The organism is Cohnella kolymensis (genome assembly GCF_000829465.1).
GTDB classification, from domain to species: Bacteria; Bacillota; Bacilli; order Paenibacillales; family Paenibacillaceae; genus Cohnella; species Cohnella kolymensis.
In genome coordinates this window covers 18,820-35,592 of the sequence record NZ_JXAL01000030.1, presented here as the reverse complement: position 1 = coordinate 35,592, position 16,773 = coordinate 18,820, and the positions used below count along the sequence as shown (strand labels likewise).

Genomic DNA, 16,773 nt, shown 5'->3' with positions numbered 1-16,773 from the left:
GGCCCATGAACCTTAAAATCTATAACAGCATGAGCCAATCCCTCGAGCAGTTTGTGCCGCGCGAACCGGGAAAAGTGAACATGTATGTGTGCGGACCGACCGTCTACGGATACATTCATATCGGTAACTCTCGGCCGGTTATATTCTTCGATGTCGTACGGCGTTACCTGGAAGCTGTCGGGTTCGAGGTGAATTACCTGATGAACTTTACCGATGTCGATGACAAAATGATCCGCAAAGCCGCTGAAGAGGGCGCCACTGTGCCGGAGTTGGCGGAACGATACATCCATGCATTTAACGAGGACAGGGAGGCTCTCGGAGTTCGTCCGTCCAGCGCATCCCCGCGCGTGACGGAGAACATGGCGGAAATTATCGACTTCATTCGGGAACTGGTTGAGCAGGGCTCGGCATATGAGAACGGCGGAGACGTTTATTTCCGTACATCAACCTTTCCGGAGTATGGGAAGCTTTCCCACAAAAACCTGGATGAGCTGCAGTACGGCATACGGATAGAGGTCGACAAGCGGAAGGAGAATCCGCAGGACTTTGTTCTCTGGAAGGCGGCGAAACCGGGTGAAATCTCTTGGTCCAGTCCATGGGGCGACGGCCGGCCGGGCTGGCACATTGAATGCTCCGCCATGGTTCGCAAGTATGCAGGAGACACCTTGGACATTCATGGCGGCGGGCAGGATCTGCAGTTTCCCCATCACGAGTGCGAAATCGCCCAATCCGAATCATTGACGCACGAACCTCTGTCGCGCTATTGGATGCACAATGGCTTTGTCAACGTGAACAACGAAAAAATGTCAAAGTCGCTCGGCAACGGCATTAATGTGCGTCAATTGCTGCAAGCTACCAAAACGCAGGCCGTACGCTATTTGATGCTGACGACACACTATCGCAGCCCGCTTAACTTCAGTGAAGAAACGATCCGTCAGGCGGAGAACAGCGTGGAAAGATTGACGAACTGCCGGGATAATGTCAAACACCGGCTTACTACAGTCGCCAAAGGTAATTTGTCACCGGCGGAGGATGAAGCGCTGCGTGCACGATTGAACACACTTATGGAAGAATTCCATGCCCGCATGCAGGATGATTTCAGCACGCCGGATGCGATCACGGCATGGTTCGGAATGGTGTCTGAAATCAACGCGTATTTGCGGAAAGAAACGGTAAGCGAATCCGACTTGCACTACATCTTGGAACAAATGCAAAAGTTGGACGACATACTCGGACTGCTGCCGAAGGATGCTCAAGCGGCATTGCTGGACGAAGAAGTGGATGCGCTCATTGCCGAACGGGTTGAAGCCCGACATAACCGGAACTGGGCGCGAGCCGACGAGATACGCGATTTGCTGGCAGAGCGGGGTATCGTCCTTGAAGACACTCCTCAGGGAATCAGATGGAGGCGCAAATGACGGAAACGGACAGACAGGCAAGCGATGCTGTAATTTCTCCCGTGCTTCCTGCAGACGTGCCGGTGAACCTGTTGTCCCCGGTCGTTCTCGCCTATGTCGGAGATGCCGTGTTCGAGATTTACGTGCGGCAGCGGCTTGTGGCCCGTTCGAACCGGAAGCCTCATGAACTCCACCGGGCCGCGATCCGGTATGTGTCGGCTGCGGCGCAGGCCAAGCTGTTGGAGCGGTGGCAGCCGTTACTCACGGAAGAAGAAGCGGACATCGTGCGCCGGGGCCGGAATACGAAATCCGGCCAGCCCCCCAAAAACGCCGATCCCGGCGAATACAGGCACGCGACTGCGCTCGAATGTCTTGTCGGGTATTTGTATTACACGGGGCGGAAGGAACGGTTGGAGCAGCTGGTGGAATTGGCCTTTGCCGAGGAATAAGACACAGACACGAATCGCGATACGGAAAGGACGAAGAACTTATGAACAACCGCAGCCGCGGCCCTAAACCGCCTGGAAGCCGATTCTCTTCGCAGAAATCGGACGCTCGCACATATCCTCCGCGCAAGGAGAAATCCGCCGACAGCTCCCTCGTTGACGAAGATGTATCCTTGAAACCGGAAGAAGAATATTTGGCAGGAAAACACCCGGTGCTCGAGGCTCTCAAGTCCGGCCGCTCTCTGAATAAAATCTGGCTGTCAAATCAGGCTCAGCGTCATTTGGTGCAGCCGATTATGGAGGAAGCCAGAGCGCGCGGGATTGTCATTCAGCAGGTGGAGAAACGCAAGCTGGATCAGTTGGTGCCGGATATGCAGCATCAGGGCGTCGTGGCACAAGCGGCGGCCGTTTCGTATGCGGAAGTTGAAGATCTGCTCGCACGCGCTGCAGAGCGCAGTGAGCCGCCGCTCCTCGTGTTGTTGGATGAAGTCGAGGATCCGCACAATCTCGGGTCCGTATTAAGGACGGTTGATTGTGCCGGCGCTCATGGCGTTGTTGTGCCGAAGCGGAGGAGTGCAGGATTGACTGCAGTCGTCGCCAAAACGTCGGCTGGAGCCGTTGAATATGTTCCGGTCGCAAGAGTGGCCAATCTGGTGCAAACGATGGACAAGCTCAAGGCTGCCGGCGTCTGGATTGCCGGAGCGGACATCGGAGCGGAGTCGGGTTTTTATGAGACCGATCTGACCGGACCGCTTGCTGTCGTTATCGGCAGTGAAGGCAAAGGTTTGTCGCGGCTTGTGCGGGAGAATTGCGATTTTATCCTGTCCCTTCCGATGTACGGCAGAATCAACTCGCTGAATGCTTCGGTCGCTGCCGGCGTCATTCTATATGAAGCGGTGCGCCAGCGGCAGGCGAAGCAGCAAAAGACGGGAGGGTCCTCGGCCGGCGGCAAGGGAGAGTCGAATGCTTCAACGTGAAGACGTGCTGCTGGTCGATGGATATAACATCATCGGAGCATGGCCCGAACTGGCGGCGCTTAAGCAGCAGAAGCTGGAGGATGCGCGGGACCGCCTTCTGGACATGCTGTCCGATTACCAGAGCTACGCGGGCCTGACCGTGATCGTCGTATTCGACGCGTTTCGTGTTCCCGGGCTCGGGGCGCAGTATCGGCATCGGCGGCTCAAGGTCGTGTTTACCCGGGAGAAGGAAACGGCCGACGAGTGTATCGAACGTCTCGTGGGCGAGTGGATTTCCGTCCGCCGGCATGTTTACGTGGCGACTTCCGATCAGGTGGAGCAGCATGTGGCTTTCGGACGCGGAGCGCTTCGCATGCCCGCTCCCGAGCTGCGGCTGAAAGTTCGGCAAAGCCGGGCCGAGATTCAAGCGACGATCAAGCGGGACCCTGCGCCGAAGCGAAATCCGTTAGACGCCGTTGTCAGCGAGGATATCCAACGCAGGCTGGAGCAGATGAGAAGGGGTGGCAGCGGGTCGTTTGATGGAGATAAATGACATTTTTAACACTCTATCAAAACACGAGAAATAGCTAAATTGGTTGACGCTATGCGTTTCATCAAGTATATTGGTAATAGTTTGGTAGATTGTAAGTTCCAGCACGCCAATGCAGACCGGAGGGATCGTTCGTGAGCGTCGACTTGGAGAAGCTGGCAGCAGGTGAATACGACTTCAAGGCCGACGAGGACATCGTAGAGTTTGTCCGGCTCGGAGACGGCGAAGCGTTGGAGTTCCTTATTAATAAGTACCGCAATTTCGTAAGGGCTAAAGCGCGCTCCTACTTCTTAATCGGTGCCGAACGGGAAGATATCGTGCAAGAGGGCATGATCGGCTTGTACAAGGCAATTCGGGATTTTAAGGGTGACAAGCTCGCTTCGTTTAAGGCTTTTGCAGAGCTGTGCATCACGCGCCAGATCATTACTGCGATCAAGACCGCGACAAGGCAGAAGCACATTCCTCTGAATTCCTATGTCTCGTTGGACAAGCCCATCTATGATGAAGACTCGGATCGGACGCTGCTTGACGTCATATGCGGTTCGAGAGTCTCGGATCCTGAGGAAATGATCATTAACCGCGAGGAGTTTTCGGGCCTCGAGGACAAGATGTCGGAAATCTTGAGCGACTTGGAGCGCAAGGTGCTCATGCTCTATTTGGACGGACGCTCCTACCAGGAAATTGCCGTCGATCTCGACAGGCATGTGAAATCAATAGATAACGCCTTGCAGCGAGTGAAGCGAAAGCTGGAACGTTATCTTGAAGTTCGCGATATCGTAAGTTAAGCGTACCGCCATTATAATAGTAACTTCCGGCAGCCGATCATGAGCTGCTTTTTTTATGGGGTTTTAGATCAGTGATTCGCCGAATCCGAGCGTGCTGCCGGAGGGATCTTTTAAATTTACCGCTAGGGTTAAACCGAGTGAAAAGTTGGAAGGATAGAGTTAGGCTCTGAGGCTATCACGTCCTGCCTCCCCTTGACAGTTGTGTCCGTTATCACTCGCTGCCGCGCTTCTCTGCCAAACGATGCCTGCCATTCTCCCGACACTTTTAATTGACATCGATTTAGCCCTGTGATAAATTATTTTAGTAACCTTTAAGGTGGTTTCTTATGCGCAGGTACTGAATCATCGGTGAAACGCCAGGTTTCGTTGTCGTAGCGGGTTCCGCCGCAGCTTCGAAATCAGCTCAGCCTTGGTTCGCCAAGCCTGGGGTTTCCGCCGGATGGTTGTTTTTTATGAAGTTGGGATCCCGGGAGGTTGGAAGGGATGCGGGTGATTATCACTCTGGCTTGCACCAACTGCAAGCAACGGAACTATACGTCAAGCAAGAACAAGCGGACTCACGCCGATCGCATCGAGTTGAAGAAGTTCTGCAGACACTGCAATGAACATACTCCTCATCGCGAGACGCGCTAAGTCCTAGGAGGTAAAGACGTGACTTTCCTGGCCAAAATGAAACAGAGCTTTGGGTCCTTTTTTTCGTTTTTCAACGACAGTTGGAATGAACTGAAGAAAGTCCGTTGGCCCAGCCGGAAAGAGCTCGTCAGCTACACGATCGTCGTGATCGTGACCGTGTTGCTGGTAACGATCTACTTCTGGGGACTGGATATCGGTATTTCGCAGCTCGTCAATCTTGTCATTTGAGGCAGGAACCAAAGGTGGCTTTTCCATGGAGAAAAGATGGTATGTAGTACACACGTATTCCGGTTACGAGAACAAGGTTAAAGCTAACCTGGAGAAACGCGTGGAGTCTATGGCTATGCAAGACAAGATCTTCCGCGTACTCGTGCCGATGGAAGAAGAGATCGTCAACAAGGACGGCAAGAAGAAGACGGTGATGCGCAAAGTGTATCCCGGATATGTCCTTGTCGAGATGATCCAGACGGACGATTCCTGGTATGTTGTCCGCAATACTCCGGGTGTAACCGGGTTTGTGGGCTCGACGGGATCGGGATCGAAGCCGACGGCGCTCCTGCCTGATGAAGTGGAGCAAATTTTGCGCCATATGGGCATGGATGAGCCGAAGCCGGTCATCGATTTCGAACTCAAGGAGAACGTTCGGGTTAAGGTAGGACCATTCGCCAACTTTGTCGGTTCCGTAGAAGAGATTCTCGCCGACAAGAGCAAGCTTAAGGTTCACGTTAACATGTTTGGCAGGGAAACCCCGCTTGAACTGGATTTCACTCAGGTGGAGAAGATATAAGGGTTTCTTGAAAGAGCGGGAGGGACGAGCGTCCCGTTAGACCGCATTATGGGGCAAGGAGGTGTGGATCATGGCAAAAAAGGTCATCAAGATGGTGAAACTGCAGGTTCCTGCAGGTAAAGCTAACCCGGCGCCGCCGATCGGTCCAGCATTGGGTCAAGCAGGTGTTAACATCATGGCGTTCTGTAAAGAGTTTAACGCTCGTACAGCCGACCAGAACGGCTTGATCATTCCGGTTGTTATTTCCGTATTCGAAGACCGTTCCTTTACTTTCGAAACGAAAACTCCGCCGGCAGCTGTATTGCTTCGTGTTGCAGCAGGCATCCCTAAAGGATCCGGCGAACCGAACAAAAAGAAAGTCGCTACTGTGAAACGCGCTAAAGTGCGTGAAATCGCCGAGCAAAAAATGCAAGATCTTAACGCGGCTTCTGTAGAAGCGGCTATGCGTATGGTAGAAGGTACCGCTCGCAGCATGGGCGTTACGATCGAAGACTAATTCCGACAGGCAGATTGCCTTTATCGTTCTGCCGGACATTGCTCCGGCAGGTTTGCGGATCGTCGGATCCGCAAAAGTGGGAGGAGACTTCCGTTAATACCACACAAGGAGGAGAACTACATGGCTAAACAGGGCAAGAAATATGCAGAAGCCGTTAAGCTGATCGACCGCGATGCTACCTACGAACCGTTGGAAGCGATCGAGCTCGTGAAGAAAGCGGCAACGGCCAAATTCGACGAAACGGTTGAAGCTGCCGTCCGTCTCGGCGTTGATCCGAGAAAACAAGACCAGAACGTGCGCGCGTTGTCGTCCTGCCTCACGGCACGGGTAAAACACAACGCGTCCTCGTATTCGCCAAAGGCGAAAAGCTGAAAGAAGCTGAAGCTGCAGGTGCGGATTACGTTGGAGATCAAGAGCTCATCAACAAAATCCAACAGGGATGGTTCGAGTTCGACGTCTGCGTCGCGACTCCGGACATGATGAGTGAAGTCGGTAAACTGGGCCGTATTCTCGGTGGTAAAGGCTTGATGCCTAACCCTAAAGCCGGTACCGTAACGAACGACGTTGCGAAAGCTGTGCAAGAGATCAAAGCCGGTAAAATCGAATACCGTCTGGACAAAGCCGGACAAATTCACGCTCCGATCGGCAAAGCTTCCTTTGATGCTGAGAAGCTCAATGAGAACCTCAAAGCCTTGATGGATGCGCTGAACCGCGCGAAGCCCGCATCTTCCAAAGGCATATACCTGAAGAACATCTCGATTTCTTCGACGATGGGACCAGGCGCTCGCGTGAACGCGGCTGAATATCGCTAATCGGCCTGAGGGCTGACGGTAAAAACTAGCTTTGACATCAGCTGCTTCTCATGGTAAGCTGATAGAGCTTAAAAATCGAATATAGATACCGTAGACCGTAGGTGCCCCGCGCAACCGTTACCAGCGTTAGCTGATAACCGGTTGTCGTCAAAGGCTTAATTTCCTACCGAGGTGTGTGGATAGAGCTTTTCTCTTTCAAAGTGCATCGCATTTTGAGTCTGAGAGCAGAATCGAATCATGCCTCCGCAATGTCTGCGGGGGCATTTTCTATGCCTCTGCAGATATGCGCGTTGAAATGTACGGTAACGATGACTTAGGAGGTGTACACAATGGCAAATGCGAAAATCATTCAGGAGAAACAGCAAGCGGTCGACGAGATTGCGGCAAAGCTGCGTGAGAGCTCCAGCACAGTTATCGCTGACTATCGCGGCCTGAACGTTGCGCAAGTAACCGAGCTTCGTAAGCAGCTTCGTGAAGCGGGCGTCGATTTCCAAGTGTTGAAGAACTCTTTGGTAAGCCGTGCCGCCGCTAACGCTGAGATGAATGAACTCGAATCGGTATTGACCGGTCCGACAGCTGTCGCTTTCGGTAAAGACGCCGTTGCTCCCGCTAAAATCCTCAGCGATTTTGCGAAAAAGAACGACGCGTTGAAAGTAAAAGGCGGTATCATAGACGGAAACTTCTTCGATGCAGCACAGATCAAAGCGCTGGCAGATCTGCCTTCCCGCGAAGGATTGCTGTCCATGCTGCTTAGCGTATTGCAAGCGCCTGTTCGCAACTTCGCCCTCGCTGTCAAAGCGGTCGCGGAGAAGAACGGCACGGAAACTGCTTAATAAGAACGACAACAATTTAAAGAAGATCGCATGATCTCAAATAATGGAGGGTAATCCCATGAGCAAAGAGCAAATCTTGGAAGCCATCAAAGGCATGAACGTTCTGGAATTGAACGATCTGGTTAAAGCAATCGAAGAAGAATTCGGCGTAACTGCGGCAGCACCTGTTGCTGTTGCTGCAGGCGGCGGCGCTGCTGCTGAAGCTGCTGAACAAACAGAATTCGATGTCATTCTGCTAGAGGCAGGCGCATCCAAAATCAACGTTATCAAAGCCGTTCGCGAAATCACAGGTCTTGGCCTGAAAGAAGCGAAAGACGTTGTTGACAACGCACCGAAACCAATCAAAGAGAAAGTCGGTAAAGACGAAGCTGACACCGTTAAAGCGAAGCTTGAAGAAGCAGGCGCTAAAGTCGAAGTTAAGTAAGAAGCCGTCTCTCACAGAACCCCTTGAAGATTTTTCTTCGAGGGGTTTGTTCATGTGCAAACTTGATAATGCTGAGAAGGGGCGGTCTAGCCCGATCCCGGGAGGAGCTTCATGAACGATCACTATTATTCGAATAAACCTCAGTCGGAGAGTCGTCGCCGGACGTTTGAAGCAACACTCAGAGGATTCGCATTGCGATTCACGTCCGATGCAGGCGTGTTTTCGCGGGACGGGGTGGACTACGGAAGCCGTGTTCTGATCAAAGAGATGGAGATTCCGTCGGATGCCCGGGTACTTGATATCGGCTGCGGCTACGGTCCCATTGGGTTGACGGCTGCCCGCCTTGCGCCGCAAGGACATGTCACGATGATCGACATTAATGAGAGAGCCGTTGAGCTGGCCGCACATAACGCGTCTTCGAACGGGATCCGCAATGTTTCTTTTGCAGTGAGCGATCTGTTCACAGCTGTGGAGGGGCAGAGGTTCGATGTCATTCTCGCGAATCCTCCTATTCGCGCAGGAAAAGCTGTCGTGCACAGGCTGCTCTCCGAAGCTTACGAATTTCTGCGGCCTGGCGGTTCTCTTTGGGTGGTCATCCAGAACAAACAGGGGGCACCTTCCGCAAGAGCGAAATTAGAAGAAATATACGGTGATGAACAGGTTCGGGAACTGGGAAAAGACAAAGGCTACCGCGTTTATCGCAGCATAAAAAATATTTAATAAGTTTCGTTTGACTTGACATTTTCACTGTGGTATCATTAAAAAATGTCAGTATTAGGATGGGCTAATTGTCTTTAGTGAAAAACGTCATAAAGACCTTATCCTTTCCCAGGAAAAAAGTCTAGCAAATCACGTATGATGGGTTTGTTTTGGGCAAATGAGTGGATAGGGTGCCATTGTGCCGCCAGACCGGCGCATAAGGGCTTTTCTTTATTTTTGTGTTGAAGCAGACTTAAGGGGTGAGGTTAAGTTGGCAGGACATCTTGTTCAGTATGGCCGCCGTGCGCGGCGCAGCTACGCCCGTATCAATGAAGTGTTGGACGTCCCTAACCTGATCGAAATCCAGCAGCAATCGTACCAGAAGTTTTTGGACGAGGGATTACGGGAGATTTTCCAAGACATTTCGCCGATTCAGGATTTCACGGGTAACCTGGTGCTAGAGTTTATCGATTATAGCCTGGGTGAGCCCAAATATTCAGTGGACGACTCGAAGGAGCGCGATGTTACTTACGCGGCTCCGCTTCGTGTTAAAGTCCGACTGCTGAACAAAGAGACCGGCGAAGTCAAGGAACAGGAAGTGTTCATGGGCGATTTCCCGCTCATGACCGAGACGGGAACCTTCGTTATTAACGGTGCCGAGCGCGTTATCGTCAGCCAGTTGGTCCGGTCCCCAAGCGTCTACTATAATACCAAAGTAGACAAGAACGGTAAGAAAACTTACAGCGCCACTGTCATTCCGAACCGCGGAGCATGGCTGGAACTTGAGACGGATGCCAAGGATATCGTCTATGTGCGGATCGACCGCACGCGGAAGATTCCGGTAACAGTGCTTCTTCGTTCGCTCGGCTTCGGAACCGATGCCGAGATTCTGGATTTGCTCGGCGACAACGAATATATTCGCAACACTTTGGAGAAGGACAACACGGACTCTACCGAGAAAGCGCTGATTGAAATTTATGAGCGTCTTCGTCCGGGAGAGCCGCCGACTTTGGAGAACGCGCGCAGCTTGCTGATTGCCCGTTTCTTCGATCCGAAGCGCTACGACCTTGCCAATGTAGGCCGTTACAAAATCAATAAAAAGCTTCATATTAAGAACCGGTTGTTCAATCAACGTCTTGCCGAGACGCTGGTCGATCCTTCAACGGGAGAGATTCTTGCCGAGTCGGGTCAAATGATCGACCGTCGTCTATTGGATCAAATTCTCCCGATGCTGGAGAAGAACGTCGGCTTTAAGAACTATCGCGTAACCGGCGGAGTCATGGAGAATGACGATATTCCGCTTCAAGCTGTTACCGTATATTCGCCTGTGGAAGATGGCAAGGTGGTTAAGATCATTGCCAACGGCATCATCGACAAATCGGTGAAGAACATTACCCCGGCGGATATTATCGCATCGATCAACTATTTCATGAACCTTCTGCATGGTATCGGCGATACGGACGATATTGACCATCTGGGCAATCGTCGTCTTCGCTCCGTTGGCGAACTTCTGCAGAACCAATTCCGTATCGGTTTGTCCCGTATGGAAAGGGTCGTTCGTGAAAGAATGTCGATTCAGGATCAGAATGCGATCACGCCGCAGGCGCTGATCAATATTCGTCCTGTAATTGCGGCAATTAAGGAGTTCTTCGGTTCTTCCCAGCTTTCTCAGTTCATGGACCAGACGAACCCGCTTGCCGAACTCACTCACAAACGCCGTCTGTCGGCGCTTGGACCGGGCGGTTTGACAAGGGAACGTGCGGGCTTTGAAGTGCGCGACGTTCACCACTCGCACTATGGCCGCATGTGTCCGATCGAAACGCCTGAGGGACCGAACATCGGTCTGATCAACTCCTTGTCCACGTTCGCGCGGATTAACGAGTACGGGTTTATCGAGGCTCCTTATCGCAAAGTGGATCCTAAGACCAACCGCGTCACGGAAGAGATTTCCTATATGACCGCGGATGAAGAGGACAACTATATCATCGCGCAAGCGAATGCGAAGCTGAATCCGGACGGATCCTTCGTTGAGGAAAATGTCATTGTCCGTTATAACAAACAGGCGGACAACATCCTGACGATGCCAAGCGATCGAGTGGACTACATGGACGTATCGCCGAAACAAGTTGTTTCGGTAGCGACGGCTATGATTCCGTTCCTTGAGAACGATGACTCGAACCGCGCTCTGATGGGTTCGAACATGCAGCGTCAAGCGGTTCCGCTGCTCGTTCCTGAAGCTCCATTCGTAGGAACAGGCATGGAGCATAAGTCCGCCAAGGACTCTGGCGTCTGTGTCGTTTCCAAATATGACGGTGTCATTGAACGGGTTTCCGCTAATGAAATTCAACTTCGGCGCGTCGAGACCATTGACGGCAAAGAAGTAAAAGGTGACATCGTTAAATATAAACTACAGAAATTCATGCGTTCCAACCAAGGAACATGTATTAACCAACGGCCGCTTGTCCGCCGCGGCGAAGTGATCAAGAAAGGCGATATCATGGCTGACGGACCTTCCACCGAGACCGGTGAACTTGCTCTGGGCCGCAACGTCGTCGTTGCGTTCATGACATGGGAAGGTTACAACTACGAGGATGCCATTCTGCTGTCCGAGAAATTGGTCCGTGAGGACGTTTATACTTCGATCCATATCGAGGAATATGAGTCTGAAGCCAGAGATACGAAGCTTGGACCGGAAGAGATCACCCGCGATATTCCGAACGTCGGTGAGGATGCGCTTCGCAACCTTGACGAGCGCGGCATTATCCGCGTCGGTGCGGAAATCAGCGCCGGGGACATCCTTGTCGGTAAAGTTACACCTAAAGGCGTAACCGAACTTACGGCTGAAGAGCGTTTGCTTCATGCGATCTTCGGCGAGAAAGCCCGTGAAGTCCGTGACACCTCTCTTCGGGTTCCGCACGGTACGGACGGAATCGTCGTTGACGTTAAAGTGTTCACCCGTGAGAACGGCGACGAGTTGCCGCCGGGAGTTAACCAACTGGTTCGTGCTTATATCGCACAAAAGCGTAAGATCCAAGAAGGCGACAAAATGGCCGGACGTCACGGTAACAAAGGGGTTATCGCACGGATCCTGCCGGAGGAAGATATGCCGTTCCTTCCGGACGGCACACCGGTACAAGTCGTTCTTAACCCGCTGGGCGTACCTTCCCGGATGAACATCGGTCAGGTGCTTGAAGTTCACTTAGGTATGGCTTGCCGAATACTGGGCATTCATGCCGCCACGCCGGTATTTGACGGCGCCCGTGAGAATGATGTGTTCGATTCGATGGAAGAGGCCGGCATGCAGCGAAACGGTAAGTGGCAGCTGCGTGATGGACGGTCTGGTGAGTTGTTCGAGCGTGAAGTTACCGTTGGGGTCATGTATATGATCAAACTGGCGCACATGGTCGATGACAAAATTCATGCCCGTTCTACCGGTCCATACTCTCTCGTTACACAGCAGCCATTGGGCGGTAAAGCTCAATTCGGCGGTCAGCGCTTCGGAGAGATGGAAGTTTGGGCACTGGAAGCTTACGGTGCCGCATACACGCTTCAAGAGATTTTGACCGTGAAATCCGATGATGTCGTCGGACGGGTTAAAACTTACGAGTCGATCGTTAAAGGCGAGAACGTGCCCGAGCCAGGTGTGCCGGAGTCGTTCAAGGTTCTGATCAAGGAGCTGCAAAGTCTTGGCATGGACGTCAAGATTTTGTCCGGAGACGAGCAGGAAATTGAAATGAGAGAGATGGACGACGAAGATGATGCTGCCGGCGATAAGTTGAACCTCAACCTTGAGGGCTCGGAAGTCGGCGTTGAATAATGAGCTACAGGAACGCGCGCCTCAGGCGTGCGTTCCAGTCTCCAAACGTGTCACTGATCGGAAAATCGCTGCAACAATGAAGGAGGGCTTGCTCCTTGTTAGATGTAAACAACTTTGAGTTCATGAAAATCGGGTTAGCTTCCCCTGATAAGATCCGTTCTTGGTCCAGAGGAGAAGTCAAAAAGCCGGAGACGATCAACTACCGTACGCTTAAACCGGAAAAAGAAGGTCTGTTCTGCGAGAAAATTTTCGGACCGACTAAGGACTGGGAATGTCATTGCGGTAAATACAAGCGTGTCCGCTACAAAGGCGTCGTCTGTGACCGCTGCGGCGTTGAAGTTACACGCGCCAAAGTTCGCCGCGAGCGCATGGGCCACATCGAGCTGGCCGCTCCTGTATCGCATATCTGGTACTTCAAAGGTATTCCGAGCCGCATGGGGTTGGCGCTTGATATGTCTCCGCGTTCTTTGGAAGAGATCATCTATTTCGCTTCCTATGTGGTAACTGATCCTGGCGATACGCCTCTGGAGAAAAAAACAACTGCTGTCCGAGAAAGAATACCGCAGCTATCGGGAGAAATACGGTTATGCATTCTCGGCCGGTATGGGTGCCGAAGCTGTTAAGAAGCTGCTGCAGGACATCGACCTTGACCGCGAATTAGAGATGCTTCGCGAAGAACTGCGTACTGCTCAAGGACAGCGTCGCAGCCGGGCGATTAAACGTCTTGAAGTTGTCGAATCGTTCCGTAACTCCGGTAACACACCGGATTGGATGATTCTGGACGTTCTTCCGGTTATTCCTCCGGAACTGCGTCCGATGGTTCAATTGGACGGCGGCCGGTTCGCGACAAGCGACTTGAATGACCTGTATCGCCGCGTCATCAACCGTAACAATCGTCTGAAGCGTCTGCTCGACCTGGGCGCTCCGGATATCATCGTCCAGAACGAAAAGCGCATGCTTCAAGAAGCCGTTGACGCTCTGATCGATAACGGACGCCGCGGCCGCCCTGTAACAGGTCCGGGCAACCGTCCTTTGAAATCCCTCAGCCACATGCTGAAGGGTAAACAAGGCCGTTTCCGTCAGAACCTGCTGGGTAAACGTGTCGACTATTCCGGACGTTCGGTTATCGTTGTCGGACCAAGCTTGAAAATGTACCAATGCGGTCTTCCTAAGGAAATGGCCTTGGAGTTGTTCAAGCCTTTCGTTATGAAAGAGCTGGTATTGAAGGGCTTGGCTCACAACATCAAGAGCGCCAAACGCAAAGTCGAGCGCGTCAGCCCTGAAGTTTGGGACGTGCTGGAGGAAGTGATCAAAGAGCATCCGGTGCTTCTCAACCGTGCTCCTACACTTCACCGTCTCGGCATCCAGGCATTCGAGCCGATTCTTGTCGAAGGTCGCGCGATCAAGCTGCACCCTCTCGTATGTACGGCTTATAACGCCGACTTCGACGGCGACCAAATGGCCGTTCACGTTCCGTTGTCCGCTGAAGCCCAAGCTGAAGCTCGCTTGCTGATGCTGGCGGCAGGGAACATTCTGAACCCTAAAGACGGTAAGCCTGTCGTTACTCCGTCGCAGGATATGGTTCTCGGTTGTTATTACCTGACGATGGACAACAAAGAGGCTCCAGGTTCCGGACTTCGCCTTGCTAACGTGAACGAAGCGGTCTCCGCATATCAGCGGGGCATGGGAAACATCTCTCTGCATGCTAGAGTCGTCATTCCGGTTAGAGAGCTCAAGAAGAAGACCTTTACGCCTAAGCAGCAGGACGCGCTTCTTGTGACGACGATCGGTAAAATTATATTTAACGAGATTTTCCCGGATACGTTCCCGTATATCAATGAAGCTACCAAGGAAAATCTGGTCAAGGGCACTCCGGACAGATACTTTATCTATGAAAAAGGTGCGGACCTTGACAAGATTATGAGTGAAATTCCGACACCGGGTGCCGTAGGTAAAGAATATCTGGGACACATTATCGGCGAGTGTTTCCGCATCTATCACACGATGGAAACGTCGATTATTCTTGATAACATTAAGCAGCTCGGCTTTACGTACTCGACAAAAGCCGGTATCACCATTGCTGTTTCCGATGTTATCGTGCCGGAAGAGAAAGTCGAACTCCTGGCTCAATCCGAAGAGAAAGTTCGCGTTGTTACGACACAGTACCGCCGCGGATTGATTACGGATGAAGAGCGCCGTGACCGTGTTATCGAAATCTGGAGCAAATCCAAGGATGAGATCACAGACATTTTGATGAAATCCATGGACCGCTACAATTCGATTATGCTCATGGTGGATTCCAAAGCGCGGGGTAACAAATCGCAGATCACCCAGCTGGGCGGTATGCGGGGTCTGATGGCCAACCCGTCCGGACGGATCATCGAATTGCCGATCAAATCGAATTTCCGTGAAGGCCTGACGGTTTTGGAATACTTCATTTCCACCCACGGCGCTCGGAAAGGTCTTGCCGATACTGCGCTCAGGACTGCGGATTCGGGTTACTTGACCCGCCGCTTGGTCGACGTAGCTCAAGACGTTATCGTACGTGAGGACGATTGCGGAGCGGACAAAGGGATTGTCGTATCGCGAATCGAGGACGGCAAAGAAGTCATCGAAGATTTGTTCGACCGGATCGAAGGCCGTTACGCCTTTGAAACCATTCGCAATCCTGAAACCAACGAAATTATCGTCAACCGCAATGAGCTGATCGACACCCCTAAAGGCGAAGAGATCATCCGTGTAGGTATCAAGAAAGTCCAGATCCGCTCTGTGCTCAGTTGCCGCGCACGCCATGGCGTATGTAAATTGTGTTATGGCCGCAACCTGGCGACCGGGAAAAAAGTCGAAATCGGTGAAGCTGTCGGTATCATTGCAGCTCAATCCATCGGGGAGCCGGGAACCCAGCTCACGATGCGTACGTTCCACACCGGCGGTGTTGCGGGTGATGATATTACCCAAGGTTTGCCGCGGATCCAGGAGCTTTTCGAAGCCCGCAATCCGAAAGGGCAAGCGATCATCTCCGAGTTGGACGGCGTAATTAAAGAGATTCGCGAAACGAAAGACAAGCGTGAAATCGAACTGCAAGGCGGAGCGGAGTCGAAAGTTTACCCTGTCAGCTACGGTTCCCGTATTCGTGTTGTTCAAGGACAACAGATCGAAGCAGGCGACGAGCTGACCGACGGTTCTATCGATCCTAAGGAAATGCTTCGTATTAAAGGAATTCGCGGCGTGCAAAATTATATTTTGCAGGAAGTTCAACGGGTTTACCGGAACCAAGGTGTTGAAATCAACGACAAACACATCGAGGTTATGATCAAGCAGATGCTGCGCAAAATCCGCATCGTTGATCCGGGAGACACGCCATTGCTTCCAGGCGCCTTCGTAGATATTCATGAATACGAAGCGTCTAACCGCGACGCGATTCTCGCCGACAAGGAACCGGCGGTTGCCCGCCCGGTATTGCTCGGTATCACTAAAGCTTCTTTGGAAACAGACTCGTTCCTCTCGGCTGCATCTTTCCAGGAGACAACTCGCGTTCTCACCGATGCCGCGATCAAAGGCAAAGTAGACCGCTTGCTGGGACTCAAGGAGAATGTCATTATCGGGAAGCTCATTCCGGCTGGTACGGGTATGGCCCGTTATCGCAACATCAAAGTCGTGTCGCCTTTTGACGAAGAGACCGATGAAAAGGCCGAACTTGAGACGGTAACTGTCGAGTAAAAAACAATACAACAAGAGAACATCACCAATAACGCGGATGCCGGAAACGGCGTCCGCGTTATTTGCGTGACGCCAGCTTGATTAAAACATTTTCCCGGTAAGAAACGTGTAACTCCTATGCTCGGCTGAAGGAAATCAATAAGGAATATGCGGGAATAACAGTGCTAAGCGGTCTAACAATCAGCATACGTTCCGGAGAAGCAACGGCGATTCTAGGACCGAACGGCTGTGCCTCCGGTTTATGGCATTATGGACGTACTCAACAATGATGAGACCTCGTCTGAAACGGAAATTGTGTTTGCGATTCTGCTGCCAGGTTTGTACAGTATTATGCTGTTTTCTATTTTCCTCATGTGGATGAAAAAGAAGCTCTTTTAATTGCTGAAAATGTGAGAGATCATTTCTTGACAGGTCTATA

13 protein-coding genes, 2 pseudogenes and 1 other annotated feature are annotated in these 16,773 nt (G+C 52.0%); all 15 genes and pseudogenes read left to right on the top strand.

Going from position 1 to position 16,773, the window contains the following annotated elements:
* Nucleotides 1-5: 5 nt before the first annotated feature.
* The 15 genes and pseudogenes from cysS to rpoC all read left to right on the top strand — a co-directional run bounded on the left by cysS (nucleotide 6) and on the right by rpoC (nucleotide 16,355).
* Complete coding sequence (gene cysS, locus SD71_RS19450) at nucleotides 6-1,418, top strand: cysteine--tRNA ligase (RefSeq protein WP_041066987.1); 1,413 nt, start codon at nucleotides 6-8, stop codon at nucleotides 1,416-1,418.
* A complete protein-coding gene (locus tag SD71_RS19445) occupies nucleotides 1,415-1,846 on the top strand; it encodes a Mini-ribonuclease 3 (RefSeq protein ID WP_052476428.1) in 432 nt (143 codons plus the stop codon). Before cysS ends, SD71_RS19445 begins: the two co-directional genes overlap by 4 nt.
* A 41-nt stretch (nucleotides 1,847-1,887) precedes the next feature.
* Nucleotides 1,888-2,820, top strand: coding sequence for a 23S rRNA (guanosine(2251)-2'-O)-methyltransferase RlmB (gene rlmB / locus SD71_RS19440; RefSeq protein WP_082034367.1), 933 nt, complete (start codon nucleotides 1,888-1,890; stop codon nucleotides 2,818-2,820).
* Nucleotides 2,807-3,352, top strand: coding sequence for an NYN domain-containing protein (locus SD71_RS19435; protein WP_041066984.1), 546 nt, complete (start codon nucleotides 2,807-2,809; stop codon nucleotides 3,350-3,352). Before rlmB ends, SD71_RS19435 begins: the two co-directional genes overlap by 14 nt.
* Before the next feature lie 131 nt (nucleotides 3,353-3,483).
* Nucleotides 3,484-4,134, top strand: a complete 651-nt coding sequence (gene sigH, locus SD71_RS19430; protein ID WP_041066981.1) for an RNA polymerase sporulation sigma factor SigH — start codon at nucleotides 3,484-3,486, stop codon at nucleotides 4,132-4,134.
* Between the two features lie 483 nt (nucleotides 4,135-4,617).
* Nucleotides 4,618-4,767 (top strand): 50S ribosomal protein L33, encoded by a 150-nt coding sequence (gene rpmG / locus SD71_RS23305; RefSeq protein WP_082034366.1) that lies wholly within the window; start codon nucleotides 4,618-4,620, stop codon nucleotides 4,765-4,767.
* An 18-nt stretch (nucleotides 4,768-4,785) separates the two neighbouring features.
* Nucleotides 4,786-4,995 (top strand): preprotein translocase subunit SecE, encoded by a 210-nt coding sequence (gene secE / locus SD71_RS19425; protein ID WP_041066978.1) that lies wholly within the window; start codon nucleotides 4,786-4,788, stop codon nucleotides 4,993-4,995.
* A 25-nt stretch (nucleotides 4,996-5,020) separates the two neighbouring features.
* Nucleotides 5,021-5,554: a transcription termination/antitermination protein NusG gene (nusG, locus tag SD71_RS19420; RefSeq protein WP_041066975.1), complete on the top strand. Its 534-nt coding sequence runs from the start codon at nucleotides 5,021-5,023 to the stop codon at nucleotides 5,552-5,554.
* Nucleotides 5,555-5,624: 70 nt separating this feature from the next.
* Nucleotides 5,625-6,050, top strand: coding sequence for a 50S ribosomal protein L11 (gene rplK / locus SD71_RS19415; RefSeq protein ID WP_041066972.1), 426 nt, complete (start codon nucleotides 5,625-5,627; stop codon nucleotides 6,048-6,050).
* 120 nt (nucleotides 6,051-6,170) lie between these two features.
* Nucleotides 6,171-6,862: pseudogene (rplA, locus tag SD71_RS19410) on the top strand (50S ribosomal protein L1).
* Nucleotides 6,863-6,932: 70 nt separating this feature from the next.
* Nucleotides 6,933-7,139 (top strand) — a sequence feature (ribosomal protein L10 leader region).
* A 52-nt stretch (nucleotides 7,140-7,191) separates the two neighbouring features.
* Nucleotides 7,192-7,695, top strand: coding sequence for a 50S ribosomal protein L10 (rplJ, locus tag SD71_RS19405; protein ID WP_041066965.1), 504 nt, complete (start codon nucleotides 7,192-7,194; stop codon nucleotides 7,693-7,695).
* A 58-nt stretch (nucleotides 7,696-7,753) separates the two neighbouring features.
* On the top strand, nucleotides 7,754-8,119 hold the full coding sequence (gene rplL / locus SD71_RS19400; RefSeq protein ID WP_041066962.1) for a 50S ribosomal protein L7/L12: 366 nt from the start codon (nucleotides 7,754-7,756) through the stop codon (nucleotides 8,117-8,119).
* Between the two features lie 111 nt (nucleotides 8,120-8,230).
* Nucleotides 8,231-8,839: a class I SAM-dependent methyltransferase gene (locus tag SD71_RS19395; RefSeq protein ID WP_041066959.1), complete on the top strand. Its 609-nt coding sequence runs from the start codon at nucleotides 8,231-8,233 to the stop codon at nucleotides 8,837-8,839.
* A 250-nt stretch (nucleotides 8,840-9,089) separates the two neighbouring features.
* Complete coding sequence (gene rpoB / locus SD71_RS19390) at nucleotides 9,090-12,635, top strand: DNA-directed RNA polymerase subunit beta (RefSeq protein WP_041066955.1); 3,546 nt, start codon at nucleotides 9,090-9,092, stop codon at nucleotides 12,633-12,635.
* A gap of 95 nt (nucleotides 12,636-12,730) precedes the next feature.
* Nucleotides 12,731-16,355: pseudogene (rpoC, locus tag SD71_RS19385) on the top strand (DNA-directed RNA polymerase subunit beta').
* The last annotated feature ends 418 nt before the right edge of the window (nucleotides 16,356-16,773 follow it).

Bases quoted from the DNA above. Each gene is read 5' to 3' on its own strand.
- cysS (WP_041066987.1), top strand. From the start codon at position 6: ATGAACCTTAAAATCTATAACAGCATGAGCCAATCCCTCGAGCAGTTT.
- SD71_RS19445 (WP_052476428.1), top strand. From the start codon at position 1,415: ATGACGGAAACGGACAGACAGGCAAGCGATGCTGTAATTTCTCCCGTG.
- rlmB (WP_082034367.1), top strand. From the start codon at position 1,888: ATGAACAACCGCAGCCGCGGCCCTAAACCGCCTGGAAGCCGATTCTCT.
- SD71_RS19435 (WP_041066984.1), top strand. From the start codon at position 2,807: ATGCTTCAACGTGAAGACGTGCTGCTGGTCGATGGATATAACATCATC.
- rpmG (WP_082034366.1), top strand. From the start codon at position 4,618: ATGCGGGTGATTATCACTCTGGCTTGCACCAACTGCAAGCAACGGAAC.
- nusG (WP_041066975.1), top strand. From the start codon at position 5,021: ATGGAGAAAAGATGGTATGTAGTACACACGTATTCCGGTTACGAGAAC.
- rplK (WP_041066972.1), top strand. From the start codon at position 5,625: ATGGCAAAAAAGGTCATCAAGATGGTGAAACTGCAGGTTCCTGCAGGT.
- rplJ (WP_041066965.1), top strand. From the start codon at position 7,192: ATGGCAAATGCGAAAATCATTCAGGAGAAACAGCAAGCGGTCGACGAG.
- rplL (WP_041066962.1), top strand. From the start codon at position 7,754: ATGAGCAAAGAGCAAATCTTGGAAGCCATCAAAGGCATGAACGTTCTG.
- SD71_RS19395 (WP_041066959.1), top strand. From the start codon at position 8,231: ATGAACGATCACTATTATTCGAATAAACCTCAGTCGGAGAGTCGTCGC.